26 protein-coding genes and 1 tRNA gene are annotated in these 25,885 nt (G+C 56.0%); 17 read left to right on the top strand and 10 right to left on the bottom strand.

Annotated features, from left to right (window positions below; genetic code table 11):
* Positions 1-18 precede the first annotated feature (18 nt).
* A complete protein-coding gene (locus B3Z17_RS08940) occupies positions 19-729 on the bottom strand; it encodes a ParA family protein (RefSeq protein WP_068309011.1) in 711 nt (236 codons plus the stop codon).
* Between the two features lie 256 nt (positions 730-985).
* On the opposite strand from B3Z17_RS08940, the gene B3Z17_RS08945 reads away from it, so the two are divergent.
* Entirely contained in the window at positions 986-2,164 is a 1,179-nt protein-coding gene (locus B3Z17_RS08945; RefSeq protein WP_286829488.1) for a glycosyltransferase, read from the top strand.
* Positions 2,165-2,259: 95 nt separating this feature from the next.
* Positions 2,260-2,766, top strand: a complete 507-nt coding sequence (locus B3Z17_RS08950) for a nuclear transport factor 2 family protein (RefSeq protein WP_068309014.1) — start codon at positions 2,260-2,262, stop codon at positions 2,764-2,766.
* 150 nt (positions 2,767-2,916) lie between these two features.
* On the opposite strand, the gene B3Z17_RS08955 is transcribed toward B3Z17_RS08950, so the two are convergent.
* Both B3Z17_RS08955 and B3Z17_RS08960 read right to left on the bottom strand, forming a co-directional pair.
* Positions 2,917-2,992, bottom strand: a tRNA-Ala gene (locus B3Z17_RS08955).
* 141 nt (positions 2,993-3,133) lie between these two features.
* Entirely contained in the window at positions 3,134-3,439 is a 306-nt protein-coding gene (locus B3Z17_RS08960; protein ID WP_068309016.1) for an FYDLN acid domain-containing protein, read from the bottom strand.
* A gap of 160 nt (positions 3,440-3,599) precedes the next feature.
* Between B3Z17_RS08960 and aroA the strand changes: the two genes are divergently transcribed.
* The gene (aroA, locus tag B3Z17_RS08965) at positions 3,600-4,925 is read left to right on the top strand and encodes a 3-phosphoshikimate 1-carboxyvinyltransferase (protein WP_286829489.1); all 1,326 of its coding nucleotides are present in this window, start codon (positions 3,600-3,602) and stop codon (positions 4,923-4,925) included.
* On the opposite strand, the gene B3Z17_RS08970 is transcribed toward aroA, so the two are convergent.
* On the bottom strand, positions 4,926-5,315 hold the full coding sequence (locus tag B3Z17_RS08970) for a VOC family protein (protein WP_286829490.1): 390 nt from the start codon (positions 5,313-5,315) through the stop codon (positions 4,926-4,928). It lies immediately after the preceding gene.
* 161 nt (positions 5,316-5,476) lie between these two features.
* Between B3Z17_RS08970 and cmk the strand changes: the two genes are divergently transcribed.
* From cmk to B3Z17_RS08990, 4 genes are all read left to right on the top strand, one after another.
* A complete protein-coding gene (cmk, locus tag B3Z17_RS08975; RefSeq protein WP_286829491.1) occupies positions 5,477-6,118 on the top strand; it encodes a (d)CMP kinase in 642 nt (213 codons plus the stop codon).
* A gap of 197 nt (positions 6,119-6,315) precedes the next feature.
* Positions 6,316-8,019 (top strand): 30S ribosomal protein S1, encoded by a 1,704-nt coding sequence (gene rpsA / locus B3Z17_RS08980; protein ID WP_068309026.1) that lies wholly within the window; start codon positions 6,316-6,318, stop codon positions 8,017-8,019.
* 283 nt (positions 8,020-8,302) lie between these two features.
* The gene (locus B3Z17_RS08985) at positions 8,303-8,581 is read left to right on the top strand and encodes an integration host factor subunit beta (protein ID WP_068309029.1); all 279 of its coding nucleotides are present in this window, start codon (positions 8,303-8,305) and stop codon (positions 8,579-8,581) included.
* A gap of 43 nt (positions 8,582-8,624) precedes the next feature.
* The gene (locus B3Z17_RS08990; RefSeq protein WP_286829492.1) at positions 8,625-8,987 is read left to right on the top strand and encodes a lipopolysaccharide assembly protein LapA domain-containing protein; all 363 of its coding nucleotides are present in this window, start codon (positions 8,625-8,627) and stop codon (positions 8,985-8,987) included.
* On the opposite strand, the gene B3Z17_RS08995 is transcribed toward B3Z17_RS08990, so the two are convergent.
* Entirely contained in the window at positions 8,988-9,590 is a 603-nt protein-coding gene (locus B3Z17_RS08995) for a hypothetical protein (RefSeq protein ID WP_286829493.1), read from the bottom strand.
* A gap of 139 nt (positions 9,591-9,729) precedes the next feature.
* On the opposite strand from B3Z17_RS08995, the gene pyrF reads away from it, so the two are divergent.
* Both pyrF and B3Z17_RS09005 read left to right on the top strand, forming a co-directional pair.
* Positions 9,730-10,443 carry an orotidine-5'-phosphate decarboxylase gene (pyrF, locus tag B3Z17_RS09000; protein WP_286829494.1) on the top strand — a complete coding sequence of 238 codons (714 nt, stop codon included), beginning with the start codon at positions 9,730-9,732 and terminating at the stop codon, positions 10,441-10,443.
* 13 nt (positions 10,444-10,456) lie between these two features.
* A complete protein-coding gene (locus tag B3Z17_RS09005) occupies positions 10,457-11,539 on the top strand; it encodes a hypothetical protein (protein WP_286829495.1) in 1,083 nt (360 codons plus the stop codon).
* Here the strand turns inward: B3Z17_RS09005 and B3Z17_RS09010 are convergent.
* Positions 11,536-11,931: a DUF3052 domain-containing protein gene (locus B3Z17_RS09010; RefSeq protein WP_286829496.1), complete on the bottom strand. Its 396-nt coding sequence runs from the start codon at positions 11,929-11,931 to the stop codon at positions 11,536-11,538. The genes B3Z17_RS09005 and B3Z17_RS09010 overlap by 4 nt on opposite strands.
* An 8-nt stretch (positions 11,932-11,939) precedes the next feature.
* Entirely contained in the window at positions 11,940-12,797 is an 858-nt protein-coding gene (locus tag B3Z17_RS09015; RefSeq protein WP_286829497.1) for a TraB/GumN family protein, read from the bottom strand.
* Positions 12,798-13,012: 215 nt separating this feature from the next.
* Here B3Z17_RS09015 and rpmI point away from each other — a divergent pair, with 215 nt between their 5' ends.
* From rpmI to B3Z17_RS09040, 5 genes are all read left to right on the top strand, one after another.
* Positions 13,013-13,210: a 50S ribosomal protein L35 gene (rpmI, locus tag B3Z17_RS09020; RefSeq protein WP_068147087.1), complete on the top strand. Its 198-nt coding sequence runs from the start codon at positions 13,013-13,015 to the stop codon at positions 13,208-13,210.
* 37 nt (positions 13,211-13,247) lie between these two features.
* Positions 13,248-13,607, top strand: a complete 360-nt coding sequence (gene rplT / locus B3Z17_RS09025) for a 50S ribosomal protein L20 (protein ID WP_068309046.1) — start codon at positions 13,248-13,250, stop codon at positions 13,605-13,607.
* Between the two features lie 149 nt (positions 13,608-13,756).
* Positions 13,757-14,836, top strand: a complete 1,080-nt coding sequence (gene pheS, locus B3Z17_RS09030) for a phenylalanine--tRNA ligase subunit alpha (protein WP_286829498.1) — start codon at positions 13,757-13,759, stop codon at positions 14,834-14,836.
* Positions 14,833-17,229 (top strand): phenylalanine--tRNA ligase subunit beta, encoded by a 2,397-nt coding sequence (pheT, locus tag B3Z17_RS09035; RefSeq protein ID WP_068309051.1) that lies wholly within the window; start codon positions 14,833-14,835, stop codon positions 17,227-17,229. The genes pheS and pheT overlap by 4 nt, the downstream gene beginning before the upstream one ends.
* Before the next feature lie 131 nt (positions 17,230-17,360).
* Positions 17,361-18,353 carry a class I SAM-dependent methyltransferase gene (locus B3Z17_RS09040; protein WP_068309053.1) on the top strand — a complete coding sequence of 331 codons (993 nt, stop codon included), beginning with the start codon at positions 17,361-17,363 and terminating at the stop codon, positions 18,351-18,353.
* Here the strand turns inward: B3Z17_RS09040 and B3Z17_RS09045 are convergent, their stop codons facing one another.
* The gene (locus B3Z17_RS09045; RefSeq protein ID WP_286829499.1) at positions 18,354-19,265 is read right to left on the bottom strand and encodes a DMT family transporter; all 912 of its coding nucleotides are present in this window, start codon (positions 19,263-19,265) and stop codon (positions 18,354-18,356) included. It abuts the gene before it with no gap.
* Between the two features lie 144 nt (positions 19,266-19,409).
* On the opposite strand from B3Z17_RS09045, the gene acs reads away from it, so the two are divergent.
* A complete protein-coding gene (gene acs / locus B3Z17_RS09050; protein WP_286829500.1) occupies positions 19,410-21,347 on the top strand; it encodes an acetate--CoA ligase in 1,938 nt (645 codons plus the stop codon).
* A gap of 142 nt (positions 21,348-21,489) precedes the next feature.
* Positions 21,490-22,170, top strand: coding sequence for a glutathione S-transferase family protein (locus B3Z17_RS09055; protein ID WP_286829501.1), 681 nt, complete (start codon positions 21,490-21,492; stop codon positions 22,168-22,170).
* 20 nt (positions 22,171-22,190) lie between these two features.
* Here B3Z17_RS09055 and B3Z17_RS09060 read toward each other — a convergent pair whose 3' ends face one another.
* Together B3Z17_RS09060 and B3Z17_RS09065 are read right to left on the bottom strand one after the other, a co-directional pair.
* On the bottom strand, positions 22,191-22,820 hold the full coding sequence (locus B3Z17_RS09060) for an alpha/beta fold hydrolase (protein WP_286829502.1): 630 nt from the start codon (positions 22,818-22,820) through the stop codon (positions 22,191-22,193).
* A 49-nt stretch (positions 22,821-22,869) separates the two neighbouring features.
* Positions 22,870-25,041: a response regulator gene (locus tag B3Z17_RS09065; RefSeq protein WP_286829503.1), complete on the bottom strand. Its 2,172-nt coding sequence runs from the start codon at positions 25,039-25,041 to the stop codon at positions 22,870-22,872.
* A gap of 196 nt (positions 25,042-25,237) precedes the next feature.
* Between B3Z17_RS09065 and B3Z17_RS09070 the strand changes: the two genes are divergently transcribed.
* Positions 25,238-25,750 (top strand): SixA phosphatase family protein, encoded by a 513-nt coding sequence (locus tag B3Z17_RS09070; RefSeq protein WP_068309065.1) that lies wholly within the window; start codon positions 25,238-25,240, stop codon positions 25,748-25,750.
* The last annotated feature ends 135 nt before the right edge of the window (positions 25,751-25,885 follow it).

Here is a 25,885-nt window from a genome sequence, read left to right on the forward strand (position 1 = left end):
CTTTCGTGTCCCGGCGACTTAACTGATGTGTTGTACGTTGCCAAAGCTTGGACGATTGCCGAAAGGCGACCGGCCGGCGGCAACGGTTTTGAAGGTTGCCTTAAGCGGCAGGCGCGCAATGCGGTCAGCCACGTACGTCCACAATTCGGTGATTTCCTGGTGTGATTTGCCACCCGTCGCGGCTTCCATCACTGTGCGGCCGTCGATCATGCTTGCGGCAAAATCCTGCCGGTTATGGACGACCGTTGGCGCCACTGTGCCGTGCTGGGAAAGGGCGATTGCGGCCTCGCCGGTAAGGCGGGCCCGGGCCGTGGCGCCATTGACCACAAACATCAGCGGCTTGCCGGCCCGTTCCACCAGATCAACGGTGGCGCCTGCTGCCCGCAGGTCGTGGGGGCTAGGCCGGGTTGGAATGATCACCAGATCAGCACGGCTCACCACAGCCTGAATGGACCGTGTAATGGCGGGCGGCGTGTCGATAATCGCGAGGCGGAAGCCTTGTTCGCGAAGTTGGTTCAAATCCTGCTCCAGGGAGCCGATGGCCGTGTGGGCGAATGCGGGAGCTGTTGCTTCCCGTTCGTTCCACCATTCAGAAAGACTGCCTTGGGGGTCTGTATCGATAAGGGCGACAGGGCCGGCGCCAGCGCGTTCTGCTTCTACTGCGAGGTGGCCTGAAAGCGTTGTTTTGCCTGAACCGCCTTTTTGCGAGGTAACGGCGATAATACGCATTATATGTCTCCATTGTGCCTGACGGGGTTTTCCCCATTTGAGACTCAGCCTAGCGCGAGCCGCGTAAAAATGGCCTTAAGGATTGCGACAAGTTCGATTATAAATGATTGATAATACTGATAAAATTTTACCTATAGCGATGTGCTGGACGCTAAGTGCCTTGGGAAAAATGAAATTTTCGTTGCTGTCTTGATCGTGGTTGCGATTGTTTCTAAGACAAACTGATGTCGCTGAAGGGGCGGAAAAGGGAAATTCGGTGAAATATCTGATCGTACATGACGCCGCTCCGGGCCAGTTTGTTCATATTTACAAACATCTTCTGAAGGCTGGCGATCACGACATCCTTGTCGCCAGCCGCAAGGGGTCGACACTTCGCCTGCCAGTCAAGCAAGTGGTGTATGACCTGCCGGAAAACCTCGCCGGCCCGGATGTGGGGTTTGCCGATAAGGCTATTGGACTGGGCCTGAACCTCTACCGGGAGCTCAAGCCCATGGCGATCAGCGGTTGGGTGCCGGATGTGATCCTGTCCCATGCCTCACGCGGCGCGTCATATTTTCTGAAAGACTTGTTCCCGGACGCGCGCATGGTTAGCCTGTTCGAATGGTACTATGGCATGCCCTCTCCCGCAGAGGTAAAAACGGGGGCGGCCCTGCGCCAGAAATGCCGCAGTGCGGCAGCCACCAACATGCCCATTTTGCGAGACTTTGAACTGATGGACGCAGGCTATGTGCCAACAGAGTTCCAGCGGGCGCAGTTCCCAAGGGGCTGGCAAAGCCGTCTGGAGGTTCTGCATGACGGGGTGGATACGGACCTGTACCGGCCCGCGAGCAGCCTGACGCTTGAGGTTTCAGGAAAACGCTTCCGCAAGGGTGATGAGATCATGACCTACGCCGGGCGCGGTATGGAGCATACGCGGGGGTTCATGCAGTTCATGGCCGCCGCCGCGAAGGTGCAGGGCATTCGGCCTAACCTGCATGTGCTGATCGCAGGCGCCGACCGAATCTGCTATGATGGCAAGAAAGGTCCTGGGCTGAAAGCCCGTGCGGAGGAGGAAATACCGTTCGACAAGGACCGTACCCATTTTGTTGGCCTGCTGCCGGAGGCCAAGTTTGTTAGCTTCCTTCAGATTTCCAGCCTGCATGTCTATTTGACCCGCCCGTTTGTCCTTTCGTGGTCGATGCTGAATGCCATGAGTGTGGGGGCGCCGGTTCTGGGCTCTGATACGGCACCCGTGCGCGAAGTGATCCGAGACGGAGAAAACGGCCGCCTGATAGATATGAACAATGCTGACGCGCTCGCAGACGCCATGGACCGCATGCTCGGGGACAGGGCAGGCTCCGCGGCACTCGGCAAGACCGGGCGGGCCACAATCCTTGAGAAATACGACCTGAAGAAATGCCTGCAGCGCCAGCTTGAGCTGATGCACGGACAATAGGCAACGTCAGACCTTTTCTTCCTTTGGCAAATCTGTGCTAAGAATGCTGTTATAAAAATAAAGCAGCAAAACAACGACAGATAACGAGGAAAATCATGAAAATTCTATTGTTTGCGGTCCTGATGGCAGGAGTGTCTTTTGGTGCGCATGCGCAGGTGTCTCGTGACAGCGAGCTGTTCACCACGCTGAAGGCGCTTGACGATGCCCTGTTTGAGCGGTCTTTCAACCAGTGTGAAAGCGCGGTTCTGGAAAACATCGTCTCCGACGATTTCGAATTTTATCACGACAGTGGCGGGTTCGAGAATTCGAAGGCCTCTTTTATTGAAACAGTTGAGAAAAACATCTGCAGCAATCCGGCCCAGAAACCGATCCGCAAATTGGTGGAAGGCAGCCTTGAGGTTTTCCCTTTGTATGGAAACGGGGTTCTTTATGGTGCCATCCAGCGCGGTGAGCATGAGTTTTATATCAGGGAAGCCGACAAGCCGCTGAGGCATACCTCAAGTGCCCGCTTCACCCATGTGTGGATCAAAGAAGGGGATAGCTGGATGCTGAAAAGAGTGCTGAGCTACGATCACTATTCCCCGGATCAGGGTGATCATTGATCCGACAAGCTTAAAAGACAAAACCCCCGCCCGGTAAGGCGAGGGTTTTCGAGGGTTGGCCGAACGGGCCAAGAGGCGCATCGCCGAAGGCGCCGCCAGACCTGATCCCGGAAAAGACAAAACCCCCGCCCGGTAAGGCGAGGGTTTTCATGGTGGAGCCGAACGGGATCGAACCGTCGACCTCTACACTGCCAGTGTAGCGCTCTCCCAGCTGAGCTACGGCCCCTTATCTGGGTGCCCCGAGGTTGTTACCCCCAAGGAACGGCGCGGACTATAGAATCGGCCCAAGGTCCGCGCAAGCAAAAAAACAGCTCATTAAAATTAGGCTTTTGAGGCCCCCGTTTTGGCGGCCTCCTGCCTAGCTGTTTTAGGTGTCGTCGTCCGTCAGCGACGTATCGACAATGGAGCTCACTTCGTCGTCGTCATCGTCGTCGAGGCTCACATCCGCCAGATCTTCGTCATCGACGTCGAGATCATCTTCGTCGTCGTTGGCTTCTGGCTCTTTTTCTTTCACTTCTGCAACAGGCAGTGGCTGCTTGGTCTTCAGAATTGGCTCAGGAGCCCACTCGTTGCCACAGTCGATACACACCACTGGATCATCTTTTTTCAGGTCGTAAAAGCGTGTGCCGCATTTTGGGCAAGTCCGCTTCGTGCCCCATTCGGGTTTTACCACGTTTCTCTCCTTCGCGTTCATTAGCCGCGTCAGCATTTCTGTATAGGGCCTTGCGTTTTGGACGCAATTCGGCCAAGAATTCGGCGCATCCCTTGCCACGATCAGTGGCGCCTGTCAAAGCTTTTACTCGTCGAACCCTGTCTATAGTTGGAAATGCTCCGTGCCAAGTCTTAATTCCGCGCCCCGTCAACCACTCACCGGTACCGTTAAGGTGCCGGGCGACAAGTCGATTTCCCATCGGTCCCTGATGCTGTCTGCGCTGGCGGTCGGTGAAAGCCACATTACTGGCCTCCTCGAAGGCGAAGATGTGCTGGCAACGGCCGAGGCCATGCGCGCAATGGGCGCAACGGTTGAACGACTCGGTGACGGCGAATGGCGGGTATCCGGCGTTGGCGTTGGCGGGTTGATGACCCCCGACAATGTGATCGACATGGGCAATTCGGGCACCTCAACACGGCTGATCATGGGCTTGATCGCGAGTCACGACATCACCGTGACCATGACAGGCGACGCGTCTTTGCGGGGCCGCCCTATGGGCCGCGTGACTGTGCCGCTGTCGGAAGTCGGCGCCCAGTTCGCAGCCCGCGAGGGCAAATACCTGCCGCTGACGATCACCGGCACGCGCGACCCGATGCCGATCGACTATACGCCGCCCATGGCCAGCGCCCAGGTCAAATCGGCTGTGATGCTGGCAGGGCTCAACACGCCCGGCACCACCACCGTTCGCGAAAAGGTGGCGACGCGGGACCATACGGAACGCATGCTGAGCGCCATGGGTGCCGAGATTGACGTGACGGAGGAAGACGGCCTTCGTGTCGTGCGCCTCAAGGGTCAGCCAGAATTGAAGCCGATCACGCTTGAAGTACCGGGGGATATTTCCTCCAGCGCATTCCTGCTGGTAGCAGCCTCGATTATCCCAGGGTCTGACGTGACGATTGAGAATGTGGGCATGAACCCGCTCAGGACCGGCATTGTCCACGCGCTGAAGGCCATGGGCGGTGACATTGAAATATTGAATGCCCGCACGCTGGGCGGTGAACCAGTGGTGGACCTGCGGGTGCGCGCAGCGGCGCTCAAGGGCGTGACCGACCTGCCGGTGGACCCGTCCACCATGATTGACGAATTTCCGGTGCTGTTCTGTGCAGCGGCTGTGGCGGAAGGCACCAGCCGGTTTACCGGGCTTGAAGAACTCAGGGTCAAGGAATCGGACCGTTTGGCAGTAATGGCAGCGGGGCTCAAGGCTAACGGCGTTGACCTGACAGAGTTTGAAGATGGTCTCGAGATCAAGGGGGCTGGCGGCAATGTGCCAGGGGGTGGCGCGGTCGAGACGCATCTCGACCACCGTATCGCCATGGCTTTCTCTGTGCTCGGGCAGCGGTCGGACACCGCCGTCACCATCGACGACGCCAGCCCGATCCAGACCAGCTTTCCAAGCTTCATCGACCTGATGACTGGCCTGGGTGCGGGACTGACCCTGAAAGCCTAGTTACGCCTCTTCTGCAGGGAACTGGGCGAAGGTAACGATATGGCCGCCGGGTTCGCGGAAGCCGATTTCGGTGCTGCCATAGAATGTTTCACGCCAGTCCATCGCCACGTCGTAGCCGCTGAGGGCCTGGGCGACCGCTTTGACATCCGGGACGGTGATGAAAATCAAGACCGGGCTGCCGGTTGAAGCGTCTTCAATTTCAGGGCAATCGTCTTTAATGCTGGTGCGGGTCTGGAACATGATCTGTTGGGTACCATTCACCAGAATGGCAAACCCCATATGATCGTCCTCAGGTACCTGCACGGTTACTTCAAAGCCGACCTTGCTGAAAAATTCGGCCGAGGGCTCAATTCTGTCGACGGCCAAATTGGGGGTAAGTTGAGTGATCATTCCTCTATCCTCGTGTGCGCCACTCGGGCAATTGTTCTCTATTTGTTCTCATTTACCATCAAGTGCTGAAAGAGTCGAATCCTTTTGGTTGTATTATTTCAAGCTGGCGCAACGTGGCCGAAATTCCTATAAACCGGCGAACATATGAAGGGTGATTCGCGGTGATTATTGCAATTGATGGCCCGGCAGCAGCCGGAAAAGGTACGTTGGCCCGGCGCCTTGCCGAAAAGTTCAACTTTGCCTATCTGGACACCGGTGCGCTTTACCGGGCGGTTGGGCTGACACTGCTGAAGCAGGGCATTGACCCCACAGATACAAAAGCGGCAGAGGCGGCTTCCACCGACCTTGATCTTGGCTTGTTAGATGATTCTGACCTGCGCGCCGAGGCGACAGGCGGGGCGGCCTCGAAAGTGGCTGCAATGCCGGCGGTTCGCGCCAACCTATTGGATTTTCAAAAGAATTTTGCGAAGAGGCCTCCGGAAGGAAAAACTGGCGCTGTACTGGATGGCCGGGATATCGGCACAGTGGTGTGCCCCGATGCGGACCTGAAGCTTTTTGTAACTGCCAGCCCTGAGGTGCGCGCGGAGCGTCGCAGGCTCGAGATGGAAGGCCGTGGCCAACAGGCCGACTTTGATGCTATACTCGCCGACGTCCGCGCAAGGGACGAGCGGGACATGGGCCGAAAAGATGCCCCATTGAAGCCCGCTGAAGATGCCCTCTTGCTTGATACGTCTAATTTGGATATAGACGCCGTGTTTTTACGGGCGGTCGCCTTGGTTCAAGAGCGACTAAAGCCCCAATAGCCGAAGACGCTTCCACGCGGTCCCGATGGTCAGGCCCCAGGGTTTGCCCGAGAGGGATCATTTTGTTGTTGGTGTTAGAGGCTTCCGAGGCTGATGAAAAAGGCGGGATGGTCCCACCTTTCCAAGACCCCTCAGGAAGAAGACCGCCGGAACCAACCGGCAGGCAAAGAAATATATATGTTGAAAGGAAGACATACATGTCTGAAGCGGCAAAAATGCCGAGCGTTTCTGATTTTGAAGCGCTTCTGAATGAAACTCTGCCAACTGAAGACGAAGGCTTTGAAGGCCGCGTCGTAAAAGGCACCGTCGTTTCCGTTGAAAACGACTTCGCAATTGTGGACATCGGGCTCAAAGCTGAGGGCCGTGTACCACTCAAAGAATTTGCTCCGGCTGGTAAAGCTGCTGAGATCAGCGTTGGTGACACCGTAGAAGTCTACGTTGACCGCGTTGAGAACGCTCTTGGTGAAGCGATCCTGTCTCGCGACAAAGCCCGCCGTGAAGAAGCTTGGACTGAGCTTGAAAAAGCGTTTGAAGGCGATGCCCGTGTTGACGGCGTTATCTTCGGCCGCGTTAAAGGCGGCTTCACTGTTGACCTCAACGGTGCTGTTGCATTCCTGCCAGGTTCCCAGGTTGATATCCGTCCGATCCGTGACGTTACGCCTCTGATGAACATCGAGCAGCCGTTCCAGATCCTGAAAATGGACCGTCGTCGTGGCAACATCGTTGTCTCCCGCCGTGCCGTTCTCGAAGAGGATCGTGCAGAACAGCGTGCTGAGCTCATGGGCAAACTCGAAGAAGGTGATGCCGTTGACGGTGTTGTTAAGAACATCACCGATTATGGTGCATTCGTTGACTTGGGCGGCATCGACGGCCTCCTGCACGTTACCGACATCTCCTGGCGTCGTGTGAACCATCCTTCTGAAGTTCTCTCCATCGGTGAGACCGTGAAGGTACAGGTTGTTCGCATCAACCCGGAAACGCAGCGCATCAGCCTTGGCATGAAGCAGCTTGCTGCTGATCCATGGGAAGGCATCGAAGCCAAATACCCAGTACAAGCCAAATTCACTGGTACCGTGACCAACATCACCGACTATGGTGCGTTCGTTGAGCTCGAGTCCGGCGTTGAAGGCCTCGTGCACGTGTCCGAGATGAGCTGGGTTAAGAAAAACGTACACCCAGGCAAGATCGTTTCCACCAGCCAGGAAGTCGAAGTTATGGTTCTGGAAGTTGATCCAGCCAAGCGTCGTATCTCCCTCGGCCTCAAGCAGTGTGGCGAGAACCCATGGGAAGCGTTCGAAGGCAAGTACCCACAAGGTACTGAAATCGAAGGCGAAGTTAAGAACATCACCGAATTCGGTCTGTTCATTGGCCTCGACGGCGATGTTGACGGCATGGTTCACCTCTCCGACCTCGATTGGGAGCGTTCCGGTGAGGAAGCCATCCAGGACTACAAGAAAGGCGACACTGTTAAAGCCGTTGTTCTGGACGTTGACACCCGCAAAGAGCGCATCAGCCTCGGCATCAAGCAACTTGGCGGTGACCCATTTGCAAACGTTTCTTCCAAGAAGAAAGGTGAGCAGGTTACCTGTGTTGTTAAAGCCGTTAACGACAACGGTATCGAAGTTGAAGTTGGCGACACTGGCGTAACTGCCTTCATCCGTCGTTCCGACCTCGCTCGCGACCGCGGTGACCAGCGCCCAGAGCGTTTCGCTGAAGGCGACAAGGTTGACGCAATGGTAACTGGTGTGGACAAAGGTTCCCGCAAGATGAACCTGTCCATCAAGGCCCTCGAAGTTGCAGAAGAAAAAGCTGCTGTTGAGCAGTATGGTTCTGCAGACTCCGGTGCAAGCCTTGGTGACATCCTTGGTGCCGCGCTTGAGAAAGCCAAAGAAGACAAATAATCGGAATTCCCCTCGGGGACCTGATTTGAAGGCCGCTCCATCTGGGGCGGCCTTTTCTTTTTGGCTGCCTGATTTCTACTGGCTGGCCATGCGCGAAATGGGGGTGTGGGAATCGTCAAAACCAGGTGAAAGATAAGTATCGAATCGATTCTTTTTGTTAAAAGCTCTTTTAATTGAAAGGCTTATCTTGACGGCAGCGCCATCAGATGGCACTTTTAAAAAAAGCACATTACGTACCCGGGTTTTGAGTGCACAAGATTTTGGCCCCCAGGGGAGGACGCAGATGATCAAATCTGAGTTGATTGCAAAAATAGCCGAAGCCAACCCGCATCTCTATTACCGGGATGTTGAGCGCATTGTTTCCAAGATTTTCGACGAAATAACATCAGCCCTTTCGCGCGGTGACCGTGTGGAACTCAGGGGTTTTGGTGCCTTTTCCGTGAAGGAACGGCCTGCACGCGTTGGCCGCAATCCACGTACCGGCGAAAAAGTGGAAGTCGCTGAAAAGCGGGTCCCCTATTTCAAGACCGGGAAAGATCTTCGCGAGCGCCTGAACAGCTGAACCAGGCGCTCTGTACCCACCTGAACCAGTATGAAAGACTGACATGGCACAGTCGCTCGCCAGCTTGATTCGCCGCATTTTCTGGATTCTGCTGGCGCTTTTCCTGATCTATTTCTCGGTCAACAACCGGACTCCTGTCGATCTCCGCTTTGCGCCTTTTGATGTTACCTTTGCGGTGCCAGCATTCCTTCTGGTTTTTGTTGGAATCTTTATTGGTCTTCTGTTGGCGGCGGGTGTGACCGGCTGGTTGAGGCTTAAGGGATTCGCGCGCCGCAGGCAGGCGGAGCGCCGCGCGGCCTATCTTGAAGACCAGGTCTCGGCCCTCGCCGAAGACGCGCACGAAGCGAAGGCCCGCCGGGCACACGACGCCGCGACACTTTCAGACGGCAACAGCGAAAAGCCCTGATTAACCGGTCTCCGCCGGGCATTGGGCTTGGGCCATGCTGTCCGCAAGGATTTTCCGAAAAGCTTTTTCACTTACAAGTCTTGAATAAGGCTCTGCATTCGCAAGTTTGACCCAAACCGACATGGTGGGAAAACTGATTGCGCCGCTGCAAGCAGGTACTTCCGCGTCTGTAGATGAATCGGACTTGATGTCAAAACCAATGCCAAGGCTGTTGTTCCCAGGGGCTTTGGAGAGTGCATAGGCTTTTAGTTGCAATTCACGTGCTTGGGCAACTCGGTCACGGGGAACGCGAAGAACGATTGTTCGGTCAAGGGACATGGCGGGTGGTAGCGCTGCCAACTCGGGGCCCGATCGGAGAATCTCCATTGGAATATTGCCTTCGAAGGAAAGCATGTCGTCGGTGCTGCCGGACAATGACACGCTAACTTTGTCAACGGTTACGCCGACAGGGAGTTCGATAGCCATGCGTGTTGTGTCTGGGTTTACTTCAAGAAAATCGACATTTCGATATTTCCATAGGGTTCCCAAGTCCATGTGTGAACAGGCGGCGGTGAGAAGGGCCAATAGAATTAGCGTTGGCGCAGTCTTGTAGATTCTACTCATTGCAGATAGTTCCCCCATTTTGCTGCAAATTATTCAGGCATGCTGTTTATTTTGCGATTGAGTCTTTCTCAAGGCCTTGCCAAAGGGCGGTAAAGGCGGGTAACTCTGCTGCACGCCCGCAGTAAGGAAAGGATGCCCCATGAAGCCAAGTGATCGCATTTTCTGTGCGCTGGATACTGTTGAAACCGCATCCGCTGTCGCGCTGGCAAAAAAGCTTCAGGGCACTGTGGGGGGCGTTAAACTGGGGCTTGAATTTTACTGTGCGAATGGCGCAGACGGGTTCAAGGCTGTCGCGGAAACAGGCATGCCGATTTTCCTCGATCTCAAATTTCACGACATCCCCAATACGGTGGCGGGTGCCATTCGCGCTGTTGCGCCGCTGGGGCCCAAGATCCTCACGATCCACACCCAGGGCGGGCCCGAGATGATGCGCCGCGCAGCAGAGACTGCCGCGGAAGAAGCTTCAAAGCATGGGAACGACAAACCCTGGGTAGCCGGAGTGACGATCCTGACAAGCATGGATGACGATGACCTTCAGGCTATCGGTGTGAATGATGCCGTTGCTGACCAGGTCGCGCGGCTTGCGGGGCTTGCGCACAAAAGCGGCCTCGACGGCATGGTGTGCAGCCCGCGGGAAATTACGCTGGCGCGTCAGGCGACGGCTCCGGACTTCAAGCTGGTGGTACCCGGCATTCGCCCGGTTGGCAGCGCGGCCGGCGACCAGAAGCGCGTGATGACACCGGCGGACGCGGTCACTGCGGGCGCTGATGTGCTGGTAATCGGCAGACCGATCACACAGGCGGATGACCCGGCAGCTGCGGCACGCGCGATTGCCGGAAGCATCAACAGCTAGCAGGACAGAATCCATGGCACGCGCGAAAATCTGTTATCTGCATATCGGGGCCGAAAAAACGGGCTCCACCAGCATTCAGGCTTTCTTGCGGGCAAATCGCCATCGGCTGACGGGCCACGGCTATCTGTTCCCTCGCACCCCGGGTGAAGACAACCAGCCTGCGCTGGCGGCCTATGCGATGAAGGACAGCAGCCGCAGAAATCTGATGGCCCAGGTGGGTGTCCGGTCGGACGCAGCGCTCGAACGCTTCCAGAAAGAGTTCAGCGCCGACCTGCTGGCTGAAGTCGCAAAAACGGCACCCGAGCGGATTGTCCTGACGAACGAGCATTGCCACAGCCGCATTGAAACGGTGGAAGAACTGGAGCGCCTGGCGGTCCTTCTGCATTCGGTAGCAGATGAAGTCCGGGTGATCTTTTATATCAGGCGCCAGGATAAAGCTGCGACCAGCCTCTATTCAACGGCCCTGAAGGTCGGTCAGTGGCGCAAGAAGCCAAACCTGGCGATCAAGGGCGAGCTGCCTATCTCGTTTGACTATTGGCGCACCTGTGAGCTGTACGCGAGTGTCTTTGGCAAGCAGGCCATGCGAGTTCGCCTGTTTGACCGCGACCAACTGGTGGGTGGTGATTTGATCGCCGATTTCTGTGATGCGCTGGAAATGCCTGCTGGCCAAGACTGGATTGTGCCGGACAGCAAAAACCAATCCCTTGGTCGGCTGGGGCAGCGCTTTCTCGCGGCCTTCAACCAGAAACGGCAGGACCGTTTTGGCGAGCAGTCCGAACACTACCGCATGGCCCTGGTTCGGATGTTGGACAAACATTTTTCTGGGAAAGGAATCAAGCCTTCGCAGGCAGCGGCGAAAGCATTTCTCAGCCATTTCGAGGCTGGGAATGAAAAAGTCAGGGCAACCTATTTCCCGGATATGCCATTCCCGCTTTTTGGTGATGATTTTTCCATGTATCCGGAAAAGGAAGACACCTGGATGCCCGGTGTTTTTATGGCTTTCGATGCGGGCGCCCGCCTGTTTGTCGAACAGCAAAAGGAAATTGACCGCCTCAAGGCCGAGGTCGCAGCACTCAAGGCAGATGACGAAAGCTAGCGCAATTCCTTCCTGATCACCAGCTTGAGGCCGGACCAGACCTCATCAACCGCGCACACTTTCACATCAACAAGGCCAAGCGGCAGGGCCACTTCCCGTACGACATCCTCGGTCATGTCCGTTGCCACCTTTGAAGCCTTCTTCGGCCAGCTGATCCAGATCATGCCGTCACGTTTGATGGCGTCCATGAAAGCGCCCAACTCAGATTCGAAAAGAGCGCGATCTTTATAAAACGCATGGATAAAATCACAGTTTACGGGTGCTTCAGTGATGCCTGTCGGCAAGGGGCCGATCAGCTTGCCGAAATAGTCCGGGGCGTGTTCAAACCGAACGGTGAAGCCGTCCTTGATACCAAGTTTCTTGATCAGTGGAGTACCTGAATAGCCTGTCATGGCCTGTCCTATTGAACCCGTTCCACCGAAAGACTTTGACGTGTCAGGAAGACAATCAGGGACTTCTCACCCACCACATGGGCTGTACCGACCGCTACGAAAAACCGACCCGGTTTGTTCATCAGATGCGATAGCTGGATCGCCCAGTTCTGATTGCGGTCATATAGTAGGTGGTCGCCGAGGCCATTCATGTCCATCAGTTCACCATTCAGAAGCTTGTCGAGGGTGGTTTCATCGCCATCGAGCCAGGCGCTCTGCAGTTCGGTCATATAGGCCTTTATGTTGGATGACTGCCGGAGTGCATCCACCAGCATGGCTTTGTCCTGCGCTGGTGACAGCGACGCGAAAAGCTCGACCTGCTGGGCCGCGGTCTCAATGCCGAGAATCGGTTTCCTGAGGCGCAGCGCTTCGCCGATCAGCGCCTGATCAACACCGCTTGCAGGGTCATATCCCATTTTGGTCAGGCTTACGACGGTCAGCGACATGCCTGCAAACCATGGCCGGACATTGAGGAATGCGTCCTCCTGAAGGTCCAGCTGGCGCGCGAGTCGCTGGACATCATTATAAATGCCGTTGCCGACTATCTGGCGCATGCTCATGCCCAGCGGCAGCTTACCAGCTTCCATGAACAGGGGGCCTGCACGTTCAAGTTCACGGTCATCAAGCTCGACAACCAGGGCGTCGGCGCCGCCGAAAGCATTGGTAATGCTGGCGTTGGCCCATGTGGTTCCCTTTTCGAGCATATGCAGTGTGCCGAAGATGTGAATCTCGGTATCGTCGTCCGCCATGCGCCACAGGGCCGGGGCTGCGCTTGCCGGGAGGACGGCGCAGAAAAGCAGGGTGACCAGAATTACCAAGTATCGCATCGTGTGCCTCGCTATCGTTGACGACAGCCATCATTTCATGGCCCTTATCGGATCGCAAGGCTACCGCGGAGTGTGAGTCCGAAAAGCCAAGGAATCTGCTTGCAAATGCTCGGGTCTAGCGCTATACAGCGCGCTTCATCGAACCGTCCGGCCAGTAAAGGGCTGCCGTGGCTGTTCAGTTATGTCGGAACTTTAAGTTTAAGTAAGGACAAAAAATGCCCAAGATGAAGACAAAATCGAGCGTCAAAAAACGCTTCAGCTTAACCGCTTCTGGTAAAGTTCGTGCAAACCAGGCTGGTAAACAGCATGGTATGATCAAGCGCACCAACAAGCAAATCCGTAACCTCCGTGGCACCACTGTCCTTTGTGACGCTGACGCTACGATTGTTAAGAAGTTCATGCCCTACGGCTAAGCCGTATCGGGTCCTTCAGGTTTAGGAGAAATATACCATGGCACGTGTTAAGCGCGGTGTAACATCGCACGCTCGTCACAAGAAGGTCCTCGAGGAAGCCAAAGGCTACCGGGGCCGTCGCAAGAATACCATCAAAGTTGCTCGTCAGGCAGTTGAGAAAGCCGGCCAGTACGCTTACCGCGACCGCAAAGCCAAGAAGCGCAACTTCCGCGCTCTCTGGATCCAGCGGATCAACGCAGGCGCACGGTCTCTCGGTCTGCCATACGGTCAGTTTATGCACGGCCTCAAGCTGGCTGGTGTGGAGCTGGACCGCAAAGTGCTGAGCGATCTTGCCATTCACGAACCATCCGCTTTTGAGGCGCTTGTGGATCAGGCTAAGGCCGCCCTCGCCAACTAAGGCTGGTTTGCGAACAGCAAACACCAAGACTTTAAAGAGGGCCTGGCCGTTGGCGGGGTCCTCTTTTTATTTGCTTGCGCCCGGATTATGGGCCAATTGAAACAGTCCATTGTTTTAGTGACTTAATTGCTCGAATAAGCGGAAGAAAAATGCAGGAACAGATTTCAGCGCTCAAGGAACAGATCGCGGCCCAGATTTCAGCGGCCAGTGACCTGAACGCGCTTGAGGAAGTCCGGGTCTCCACACTCGGCAAGAAAGGCAGCGTGTCCCAGCTCATGAAGGGCCTCGGCGGCATGAGCCCCGAGGAACGCAAGGAAATGGGCCCGGCGCTCAACGGCCTCAAGAACAAGGTGGCGGACGAGATTGCTGCACGCAAGGAAACGCTTGAGGAAGCAGCGCTTGACGCCCGCCTGCGCGACGAACGCGTGGACGTGACCTTGCCGGTACAGGAACATGCTTCTGGCAGCGTACACCCGATCAGTCAGGTGATGGACGAAATCGCTGAAATTTTCGCGAGCCTTGGCTTTGATGTGGCTGAAGGCCCGGACGTGGAATCTGACTTCCATAACTTTACCGCGCTGAATATTCCGGAAGAGCATCCTGCCCGCCAGGACCATGATACATTCTATCTGCGGCCTGACGCAAACGGCGACCGCAAGGTTCTCAGGACGCACACCAGTCCGGTGCAGATTCGCACCATGCTGTCGAAAGAGCCTCCGATCCGTATTATCGCACCTGGCCGTACCTACCGCTCAGACTCTGATGCGACGCACACGCCTATGTTCCATCAGGTGGAAGGTCTGGTGATCGATAAGGATACGCACCTCGGTCACCTCAAGGGTACGCTGGAAGCTTTCCTGAAGGCTTTCTTTGAAGTGGACGCTGTAACCCTGCGCCTGCGCCCGAGCTATTTCCCGTTCACCGAGCCGTCCATGGAAGTGGACGTGCAGTGCAGCTTCGAAGGCGGCACCGTGAAAATTGGTGACGGCAACGACTGGCTCGAGATTCTCGGCTCCGGCATGGTCAATGTGAATGTCCTGAAGGCTTGTAACCTGGACCCGAACGAGTATCAGGGCTTTGCCTTCGGCTGCGGTATCGACCGCCTGGCCATGCTGAAGTATGGCATGAATGACCTGCGCGCCTTCTTTGACGCCGACCTCAGGTGGCTCCGTCACTATGGGTTCCGCGCCCTTGATCTTCCCACGCTCGCAGGAGGGCTCAGCCGATGAAATTTTCCCTTAGCTGGCTCAAGGACCATCTGGACACGGATGCGAGCCTCGATGAAATCGTTGCAAAACTGAATGCCATCGGCCTTGAGGTCGATACGGTTGAAAACCCGGCTGAAAAGCTTGGCGCCTTCACAGTTGCCGAAGTGCTGTCCGCTGAAAAACACCCGGACGCTGACAAACTGAAGGTCTGCAAGGTGTCGAACGGCACCGAAGAAATGCAGATCGTTTGCGGCGCGCCCAATGCGCGCACCGGCATTAAGGTAGTACTGGGCCGCCCTGGCGATTATGTCCCGGGCCTTGATGTCACGCTGAAGAAAGCCAAGATCCGCGGTGTGGAAAGCATCGGCATGATGTGTTCTGCCAAAGAACTTGAGCTGGGCGACGATCATGACGGAATCATTGAACTGCCAGAGGATGCCCCGGTCGGCACGTCCTATGTCGAGTATGCCCAGCTGGACGATCCGGTGATCGATATTGAGATCACGCCCAACCGGCAGGACTGTCTGGGCGTTTACGGCATCGCGCGCGACCTCGCGGCTGCGGGCCTCGGGACATTGAAGCCGCTTGCAGTTGAGAAAGTTGCCGGCTCGTTCGAAAGCGACGTGAAAGTGTCGATTGATCTGCCGGAAGAGGCCAAAAGCGCCTGTACCCAGTTCCTGGGCCGCCGCTTCAAGGGTGTCAAGAACGGCCCAAGCCCACAGTGGCTGCAGGACCGTCTGAAAGCCATCGGCCTGCGTCCGATCTCGAAGCTCGTGGATGTCACCAACTACATCACGCATGACCTGGGTCGTCCGCTGCATGTCTATGACGCGAACAAGCTTAACGGCGACCTGCAGGCGCGCCTTGCCAATGCGGGTGAGACATTTACCGCACTCGACGATAAGGAATATACCGCCAAGGGCGGCGAGACGGTGATTGCCGACGCGTCGGGCCCACAAGGCTTTGGTGGCATCATCGGTGGCCTGGATACCGGGTGTGCGGACGACACCACTGATGTGGTATTGGAGGCCGCTCTCTTTGATCCCAAGCGTACGGCCTTCACGGGTCGCGACCATGGCCTGATCACAGATGCACGCTACCGGTTTGAGCGCGGCGTGGACGAGCTGTTCATTCGCGACGGCATGGAAATCGCCACCAGGATGATTCTGGACCTGTGTGGCGGTGAAGTCAGCCATGTCTTCGAAGCGGGACAAGATACTGTCTGGAACAAGACCGTTCCGTTCCGCAGCGAGCGCGTGCAAACCTTGGGCGGGCTGGACCTGCCCGCGAGCGAAAGCGTTGCGATTCTGGAAAAGCTTGGCTTCAAGGTTGAAGGCAATGATCCCTATACGGTGCATGTGCCTTCCTGGCGCGTGGATGTGGAAGGCGAGCCGGATATCGTTGAAGAGGTGCTGCGTATTCATGGCCTGGATAATATTCCAAGTGTCGCGCTTCCAGCGACTGACCATAAGGCAGGTACGACGCTGAGCCCACGTCAGAAACGGGCACGGGCGGTCAAGCGCCGCCTGGCAGGCGTTGGCATGCATGAAGCTGTGACCTGGTCCTTCATGACGCGCGCCCATGCGGCGCTGTTTGGTGGCGGTGACGAGACGCTGGTGGTCGACAATCCGATCTCCAGCGAACTTGACTGCATGCGTCCAAGCATTCTGCCGAACCTGATGCAGGCGGCCCAGCGCAACCGCGACCGCGGTGCAGACGTTGTTGCGCTGTTTGAAGTGGGTCCCGTGTATGAAAACGACACGGAAAAAGGCCAGCTTCTTGTAGCAGCCGGCCTGCGTGCGGGCCGGAATGCCGGGCGTCATTGGGCTGCAGCCAATCGGGCAGTTGATGTGTTCGATGCCAAACGCGATGCCCTTGCTGCCCTTGAGGCTGTCGGCGCGCCTGCGAACCTACAGGTGTTTGATGAGGCGCCGGGTTACTATCACCCGGGTCGGTCCGGCACATTGCGTCTTGGGCCAAAGAACATCCTCGCAAGCTTCGGTGAACTGCACCCCAAGGTGCTCAAGGCGCTGGATGTGGATGGGCCGGTTGTTGGCTTTGAGGTCTATCTCGACCGTGTTCCGACACCGAAAAACTCGGGTGCTGCCAAGGGAGCCTTGACGGTTTCCAAGCTGCAGTCTGTTGAGCGTGACTTTGCCTTCCTGATGGACCGGGATGCCAAGGTGTCTGACCTGGTGCGGGCCGTTCAGGGTGCGGACAAGGCTTTCATCGCTGATGTTGGGATTTTCGACGTCTATGAAGGCAAGGGTGTGCCGGAAGGACAGAAGTCTATTGCGGTCAGCGTTCTGCTCGAACCCAAGGAAGAAACCTTCACCGAAAAGGATATCGAAGCGATCTCCAGCAAGGTTTGTGCGGCGGCCGAAAAGGCCGTTGGCGCGGTTCTGCGCGGCTAATCACGCAAAAATCTTTATGAAAACAGTCGATCGGGGCTTGCAAAAATGCCCCGTTCGGTTTTCATATTGGTATCTGGGAGCAAAAGGCTGTCGGCTTTCGCCGATCCTTTGGCATTGCGTGGGTGTAAAATTTGGCGACGAAGCAGAAAAAACCTGATGCGAAAGTACCACTGAAGCTACGCCTTAAGGCTTGGTGGGAAGGTTATGACACGGACGATATCAAGAAGCGCCTCAGTGAGCGTACAGGCAAGCCGGAAATGGATTTTTCCGATGAGCCCAAGGCTGAGCGCCCAAAAGAACTGAGCGCAGAAAATCTCGATCCGTGGGATGCCGCTACCGTCGATATCGCCCAGTATATCTGGGGCAAGGGCTTCTGTGGCCCTGGAGGCCCGGATTATATCGTCTCTCTTTCCAAGCTTCTGGCGCTCAGTCCTGAAATGTCCATGTTGCAGATTGGTGCGGGGCTTGGCGGCCCCAGCCGTGTCCTCGTGGATCGGTTTGGGGTGTGGATCACCGGTTTCGAAGAATCGGAGATGTTGGTCGACAAGGGCCGCAAGCTGGCCAAGATGGCCGGGCTGGAGAAAAAGGCCCAGTTGGAACAATATGTTCCGGAGGGATTTGAGGGCTTTGACCGGAAGTACGACCGTGCGCTTGCCAAAGAAGCCCTGTTTACCATCGAAGACAAGTCCAACATGATTGCCAAGATCGAGGAAAAGCTGAAGCCGGGTGGGCTTTTCCTAATGACAGAATATGTCATTGGTTCTGATGCGGTGCTGGGCAAGGACAAATATAAGGAATGGGTTGTTGGCGAACGCCGCCACCCATACCCCGTGCTCGCGGACGAGCTTGTTGATCTATTGAAGAAGCACCATCTGCAGGTACGCGTTTCTGAAGACATCAGCATGCAATATGTCGATATGATCAACCAGGCGTGGGCAGGTGCTGATGAAGTGGCCGCCAAGCTGGCGAAGCGCGAAGACGGCACCATGATGATCCAGACGCTGATGCGTGAAGCCGAGTTCTGGACGCGCCGCAAGAAGTTGCTGGAGACGGGTGACCTCAAGCTGTGGCGGATCGTGGCCAACAAAAAGTCGGGTGGTCCTTCGATGATGTCTGATTGGTAGTCAGGCCGTCGGTTTCAAGATTTTCTGACGATGACTTTGCCTTGCGGTCCAGATACCACCGAGGACGGCGGCTGCGCCTATCATATGGATCGGACCCAGTGCCTCGCCAAAGAGCCACCAGGCCCAAAGGGCAGAAATCACAGGCTGTATCAGCAGACACAGGGCGCCAAGCGCCGCCGGCACATGCGCCAGCCCGTAGACAATCAGGCTTTGCCCAAGCACATGCGCGATAAGCGCCAGGCCGATCAAGGGCGTCCATCCTGCGGGTGATAGTGGCAGGACAGGCCCGTCTACCCAAAACAGTGGCAAGGCCAGTATTAGGCCGGAAACTACGGCCGTGCCAGCCATCAGAAGCGGGGCATCAAGCACGCGCCGCGCCCGGGCTGCGCCGACGATATAGCCGCCATAGAGTACAGCTGTCAGCAACCCCAATAGGTCACCTGGGATGAAGGCCGGGTTCAATTCCGCGTTCCGCCCCATAAGGAGGGCTGCGCCCGCCAGCGCCAACACCATGCCGCCCAGGAAGCGCCTGTTAAATCGCTCCCCGAACAATGCAAAGCTATATAGGGCCGCGAAAATTGTCGCCATATTGGCAAGCAATGTGGAATTCGCCACGGTGGTTTTGCTGACAGACCAGTGCCAGGTGAACAGTTCCGCCGCAAACAAAAGCCCGACCAGTAGAATCCAGCGGGCCTCTTCGCCCGAAGGCATCAGTGATGGTCTGCCTTTTTTTCGCGCGCTTAACCAATAGATGAAGATCAGGACGGGTGCCGCCATGGATAGGCGCCAGAAAGCTGACGCTGCTGGCGTGACATCGGCAAGCCGCATGAAGATGGCGGCAGAGCTGATGCCGATAGCGCCGCATGCACAAGCGATAATACCCCGCGATGTCTGGTCCTGAGACTGGATCATGGCGCAAAAGATAGCGCGCTTTCCGTTTATTGATAGCTGGAAAAGAAAAAAGCGTGCGTTTTATGACATCGTTGCCATTCCAAGGGTTGCAACCACCACAAGGAGGTTGCATGATCGCCGGTGCATTTTTGGAGGGAGTATGCAATGAGCGAGCATTATGTTTTTCCGGTACCGGCGTCAGCGCTTGAGAACACGCACTGCACCAAGGAGCAGTATGACGCGCTGTATGAGCAGTCTGTCACAGACCCTGAGGGCTTCTGGAAAGATCAGGCCCGCCGAATCGACTGGATGAAACCTTTCACCAAGGTGAAGAACACCAGCTTTACCGGCGATATCTCGATCAAATGGTTCGAAGACGGCACGCTCAACGCTTCCGCCAACTGTATCGACCGGCACCTGCCTGAGCGTGCAAACGATACGGCCATCATCTGGGAAGGCGATGACCCGGCAGACAGCAAGCATATCACCTATGGTGAGCTGTATGAGCATGTCTGCCGCTTCGCCAACGTGCTCAAGGGCCGTGGCGCCAAGAAGGGCGACCGCGTCACCATTTATATGCCGATGATCCCCGAGGCCGTGTATGCCATGCTGGCGTGCGCGCGCATCGGTGCCGTGCATTCCGTGGTGTTTGGTGGTTTCTCGCCTGACGCGCTGGCAGGCCGCATCCTGGATTGCAAGTCAACACTGGTGATCACAGCGGACGAAGGCCTGCGCGGGTCCAAAAAAGTACCGCTCAAGGCCAATGTGGATGCGGCGCTCGAGCGGTGCCCTGATGTCTCATCTGTAGTCGTGGTCAAACGCACGGGCGGAGACGTCAAGTGGGCTGAGGGCCGCGACGTCTGGTATCATGATGCAGCGGCTGACGTATCAGCCGATTGCCCACCTGAGGAAATGAGCGCCGAAGACCCGCTGTTCATCCTATATACCTCCGGCTCCACCGGTACGCCAAAAGGCGTGCTGCATACCACCGGCGGCTATATGGTCTGGACCTCCATGACGCACGAATATGTGTTCGACTATAAGAGAGGCGAGATCTACTGGTGCACGGCCGATGTTGGCTGGGTCACCGGCCACAGCTACATTGTTTACGGTCCGCTTGCGAACGGTGCGACCACCCTTGTGTTCGAAGGCATCCCCACCTACCCGGACGCTGGCCGTTTTTGGCAGGTGTGCGAGAAGCACAAGGTAAACATATTCTACACTGCCCCGACCGCGATCCGCGCCCTTGAGCGCCTGGGTGATGATTTCGTGACCCAGCATGACAGGTCTTCGATCCGCCTGCTGGGCACGGTGGGTGAGCCGATCAACCCGGAAGCCTGGCTCTGGTACCATAAGGTGGTGGGCGAAGAGCGCTGCCCTATCGTCGATACCTGGTGGCAGACGGAGACCGGCGGCGTGATGATTGCGCCGCTTCCGGGCGCGATAGACCTGAAGCCAGGGTCCGCCACGAAGCCGATGTTCGGTGTCAAACCGGCGCTGGTGGATCAGGACGGTAAATTCCTGGAAGGCGCCACATCGGGCAATCTGGTGATCACCGACAGCTGGCCAGGCCAGATGCGCACGGTGTACGGCGATCATGAGCGCTTCAAGCTGACCTATTTCTCAACCTACAAGGGCCTCTATTTTACCGGTGACGGATGCCGTCGGGACGAAGATGGTTACTATTGGATCACGGGCCGGGTGGATGATGTGATCAACGTGTCTGGTCACCGCATGGGTACGGCAGAGGTCGAATCGGCGCTGGTTGAGCACGATCTCGTTGCGGAGGCCGCTGTTGTGGGCTTCCCGCATGATATCAAGGGCCAGGGCATCTATGCTTATGTCACGCTGTTTGAAGGTATCCAACCGTCTGAGGAACTGCGCAAGGATCTGGTGAAGCTTGTACGTCAGGAAATCGGCCCAATCGCTACGCCGGACTTCATCCAGTTCGCGCCAAGCCTGCCCAAGACACGGTCCGGCAAAATCATGCGCCGTATTCTGAGGAAGATCGCCGAAAACGAATTTGGCAACCTGGGTGACACCTCAACGCTTGCCGACCCGGGCGTGGTGGATGACCTGATTGAAAACCGCCAGAACAAATAGCTGGAGCTGAATTCAATCCGGTCTTGGATTAGGGGGCTTTGGCCCCCTTTTTTTGTCGGATGTCGAAATTGTGACTGATGGGTTGCTTTAAACTTCTGCAGTTGCCCCTATCTTCTTTGACAACAGGGAGGAGGCGCACGCCATGATCACATTCTACACAGCAGCAACACCCAATGGGTACAAGGTCTCCATAGCGCTTGAGGAGTTGGGCTTGCCTTATGAAATGAAGGCACTTGATCTATCGTCAGGGGCGCAGAAGGAAGACTGGTTTACCAACATCAACCCCAACGGCCGGATCCCGGCGATTGTCGATCATGACGCAGGCGATTTTGCTGTGTTCGAATCGGGTGCGATCCTGATGTATCTGGCTGAAAAGACCGGCAAGTTGATGCCGGAGGACGCCAAAGGGCGCTCGCTCGTCACTCAGTGGCTGATGTTCCAGATGGGTGGCCTTGGGCCGATGCAGGGGCAGGCGAATGTGTTCTTCCGCTATTTTCCCGAAAAACTTCCCGCCGTTATTGAACGGTACCAGAATGAAACGCTTCGCCTTTACGGCATCCTTGATCGTCGGTTGGGCGAAAGTGCCTATTTGGCGGGTGACGACTATTCCATCGCCGACATCGCCTGTTTCCCCTGGGTTCTCGCGCACAGCTGGGCCGGCCTGTCCCTGGACGGGCTCGATCACTTGAAGGCCTGGACTGAACAGTTGAAGGAACGTCCTGCAGTGCAGAAAGGCCTGACCATGCCACCGCGGCCAGACCTGAAGCAGGACGACAACAGCAAGAAGTTTGTCGCGGCTGCCCAGAAGATGCTGCAGCGCTGAGGCGTCAGGTAGCAGTCGGATCAGTCCTGAAGCTTGTCTGCGAAGGCAGCAATGGCTTTCATTGCGGCTTCCCAATTGCCTTGCTGTGAATGGCCGGATGCTTTCCGTGGCGTCAGGTCATGGTTACCGTCAGGTGCCCAGTGGACAGTGAAGTTTTTGGGCACGGCCAATCCCGCAAGAAGGTCGGTGCCACCGAAAGGGTCGCGTTCGCCTTGTACGATTAGGGTGGGGACAGATATGTCGGGGAAATGCTCTGTTCGGATGCGATCCGGTTTCCCAGGCGCATGGAATGGGTAGCCCAGGCACACAAGTCCATCGATTTTGAGGCTTTTGTTCCCTGCTGCCAGCATGCTGGCGATCCGGCCGCCCATGGACTTCCCGCCAATGATCAGCGGCTTGTTCGTTTCTGGAATGCTGCGGACCACGTTCTCATAGGCTTCAAGTAGCTTGGGTGCGCGGTCAGGGGGGCGCTTCCTGCCATCTTCCTTACGCTTCTCCATGTAGGGGAAGTTGAACCGGATGACCTGAAAGCCCGCTGCCGCCACACCTTTCGCGAAAGTTTCCATAAATGGATGGTCTGCTCCAGCTCCCGCGCCGTGCGCGAGCACAATGATCCCCTTTTCCACTTTGCCATCAATTAACAGTGTCATGCATCACCCTCTAGCTTGCAGACCTTGTCTAGCAGGACTGTGGCGTGGTTCAATGGTTGCCTGGGGTAAAGGCGTGAATTTGCAGAAAATGTCGGAGAGTCCGGAGAAAGTGTTCCGGGTCGATCGGCTTGGAGACATAGCCGTCCATCCCTTCGCTCAGGTAGATCTCTCGCTCGCCTTTAATGGCATTTGCCGTCAGGGCGATGATGGGAAGATGGTCAAAGGCAGGGCCGAGCTTTCGTATCTGTCGTTGTGCTTCCAGACCATCCATTTCCGGCATGTGGATGTCCATGAGAATAAGGTCACAGCCGGGTTGCTGATTGTCGTATGCCTCTTTTTGCATCGCTTCAAAGAGCGCCTGCCCATCGCTGAAGGACGAAACCTCGACGCCATGTGGTGTCAGCATTTTTTCCACCAGCGTTCTGATGATGGCATTGTCATCGGCCAGATAAATGCGCGCACCCTCAATGGAGTCGCCCGCCGAACCAGCATCCTGGCTGACTTTGTTCCCAGACGCCACATCGTCATCTGGTTTGTCGGCTACATAGGGGCTGTATAGTTTTACGCTAAAGGTGGATCCAGCGCCGAATTCGCTTTCGAAGGAAAAGGAGCCGCCAAGCAGGCGCACAAGCTCGTCACAGATGGCTAGGCCCAAGCCTGTTCCCGAACTGTTGTTCACAGCCAGTGAATGAACTTGCTCAAACCGTTTGGTTAGCCTGGCAAGGTCCTCTCCCTCGATCCCTACGCCGGTATCGATTACATCGATTCTATAGCAACACAAACCTGGGCGGTCGGACTTCAGGTAAGTGAGGGTGACAGAGACTTTCCCTGCGCGGGTAAACTTAATGGCATTTCCCACAAGGTTGACCAGGATTTGCCGCAATAATTTATCGTCCTGTTTCACAAGGCTGGGTCCCATGCCCTCTTGTGAAAACTCCAGCGCCAGTCCTTTTTCCGTTGCGAGCGGCCGCATGGCAGAGACCACCGACCTCAACAGCGCGTCCAGGCAGATAGGGCCCGGATTGGCGACGGTAACGCCGGACTCGAGTCGGGCGAGATCGAGAATATCATTGATCAATTGCAGGAGGTTCTTGGCTGAATCCATGGACAGCTCAGCATGTTCGCGGATGACGTTGCCTGGCTTTTCTTCCAGAATCAGCCCGAGGAAACCAATGATACCTGTCAGCGGCGTCCTCATTTCATGGCTCATATTTGCGAGAAAAGTGGATTTGGCTTTGTTGGCAGAGTCTGATTTTTGGGTAGCGGTTTTCAATTGGGCCTGGACACGCTCGAGGCGGCGTTGCTGGACTTTGGCGTGATAGGCCCAGGCGAAGGCGAAAAGCAGGAATGGCAAAAGTGCCAGGGCAGTTTTCCAGATCAGGGAATAGTCTGGCATGCCAGTGGCGCTAACCAATGTCCATTTGCGCTGAATTTCGTTCCTTTCTGCCAAAGGAATTGTGGCAAGCACCTTATTGATGATGGAGATCAGTTCCGGCCAATCGTTACGGGCGGCAAAATGAAGCGAATATTGGGTGAAGGATGCCGGGGCCGCGATGTTGACATCAATTAGGCCCAGTTGGCGCGACGTAAACACAGCAGACATGCCATTGCCTACAATGGCATCAACGGATTCCTGGCTCAGCGCCAGCAGTGCTTCGTCATAGCTGTCAAACAGGACCACTTCAACGCCCGGCGCGTTGACTGCAAGGAAATCAGGGTCGGTACTTTCCCGTAATGCCCCAACCCTCTGGCCTGTCAGGTCCTGAATGCCATTAATCGGTGGCGCATCTTCATGCATCAGGATGACACGCCGATAGTTTTGGAAGGGCTCCGAGAAAACCAGAAAGCTCTCTCGCTCTTCGGATTTGCCAACGGCAGCCAGTAGGTCCACCTGTTTGGCGCGCGCCTGCAACATTGTTTCGGGCCACGGTTGATTCACGGGCATCAAGATCTTCAGCCCCGTTTGCGCCTCAATTATCTTCAGATAGTCAGATGCGATGCCACCATATAGTCCGCGGTTGTCAAAAAACTCGAAGGGTGGATAGTCTGGGTCTGCGCCCAGGCGGATAACAGGATGCTCGGAAATCCAATGACGCTCTGCGTCGGTCAGGTCCAAATTTTGATCAGGAGCAGTTTGGGCCGCAGCGGCATTGGACCAGATCAGGCAAGTAAAACAAAAAAGAAGGTGCAAGGAAGCAATGACAATAGGCCAATGACGCATTGAACCTGATATATGGCACTCAGGATACAGGCGTCTGTTAAACTGGGCTGATGTCATCGGTTCTAAGCTTTTTATTCGGTCCCCATACCGGCTATAGTATTCGAACTCTCGCGAACTTTAATTAAGATTTTGTAACTTTCGCGGGATTCTGGGGATTTGGCAGGATGGGGACGACTGCCGTTTGGGAGGGCGCTTGATGGCCAAATTATTTCTTCTGCGGCATGCCAAATCGGATTGGGGTATGGGGTTGCCTGACCATGACCGCCCCTTGAATGCACGCGGACAAGCTGCTGCGGCACAGATGGGGCAGTGGCTTGCCAAGGACGATACATGTCCCAAATTGGTCATCTGCTCGACGGCGCAGCGAACACGGGAAACTCTGGCAATCCTCACCGAAGCCGGAGGCCTTTCGTTTGATGTGCTCTATGAGCCAGCTCTTTATGGTGCGGGCACTGAAACCATTCGTCAGATTATTGTGACGGATGCTGGACAGTATGAATCGGTGCTTCTGATTGGTCACAATCCTGGCTTTCATGATATGGCCTTCAGGTCCGCGAAGGGGGGCGATTCGGAATTGATTCGCCGTCTTGGGGCTAAGTACCCCACCTGTACGCTCAGTATTCTTGAGTTCGATGCACCGTGTCTCGAACAGGCCGACCTTGAAAGTGGGCGGCTGCTGAATTTTGTTCGGCCGAAAGACCTAACCTAGCCCAAACGAAGGCTTAGTTGTGCAACTTCTGCAGGTTGTGTTACTTTATAACTAATCGGTTAATGGAATGCTGTCTTTGGGCACTCTCAGCCATATGTGCTCTCGGCTTGGCCGGAAATATGGTATGATTGCAGA

Source organism: Kordiimonas sp. UBA4487 (genome assembly GCF_002389025.1).
GTDB lineage: Bacteria > Pseudomonadota > Alphaproteobacteria > Sphingomonadales > Kordiimonadaceae > Kordiimonas > Kordiimonas lacus.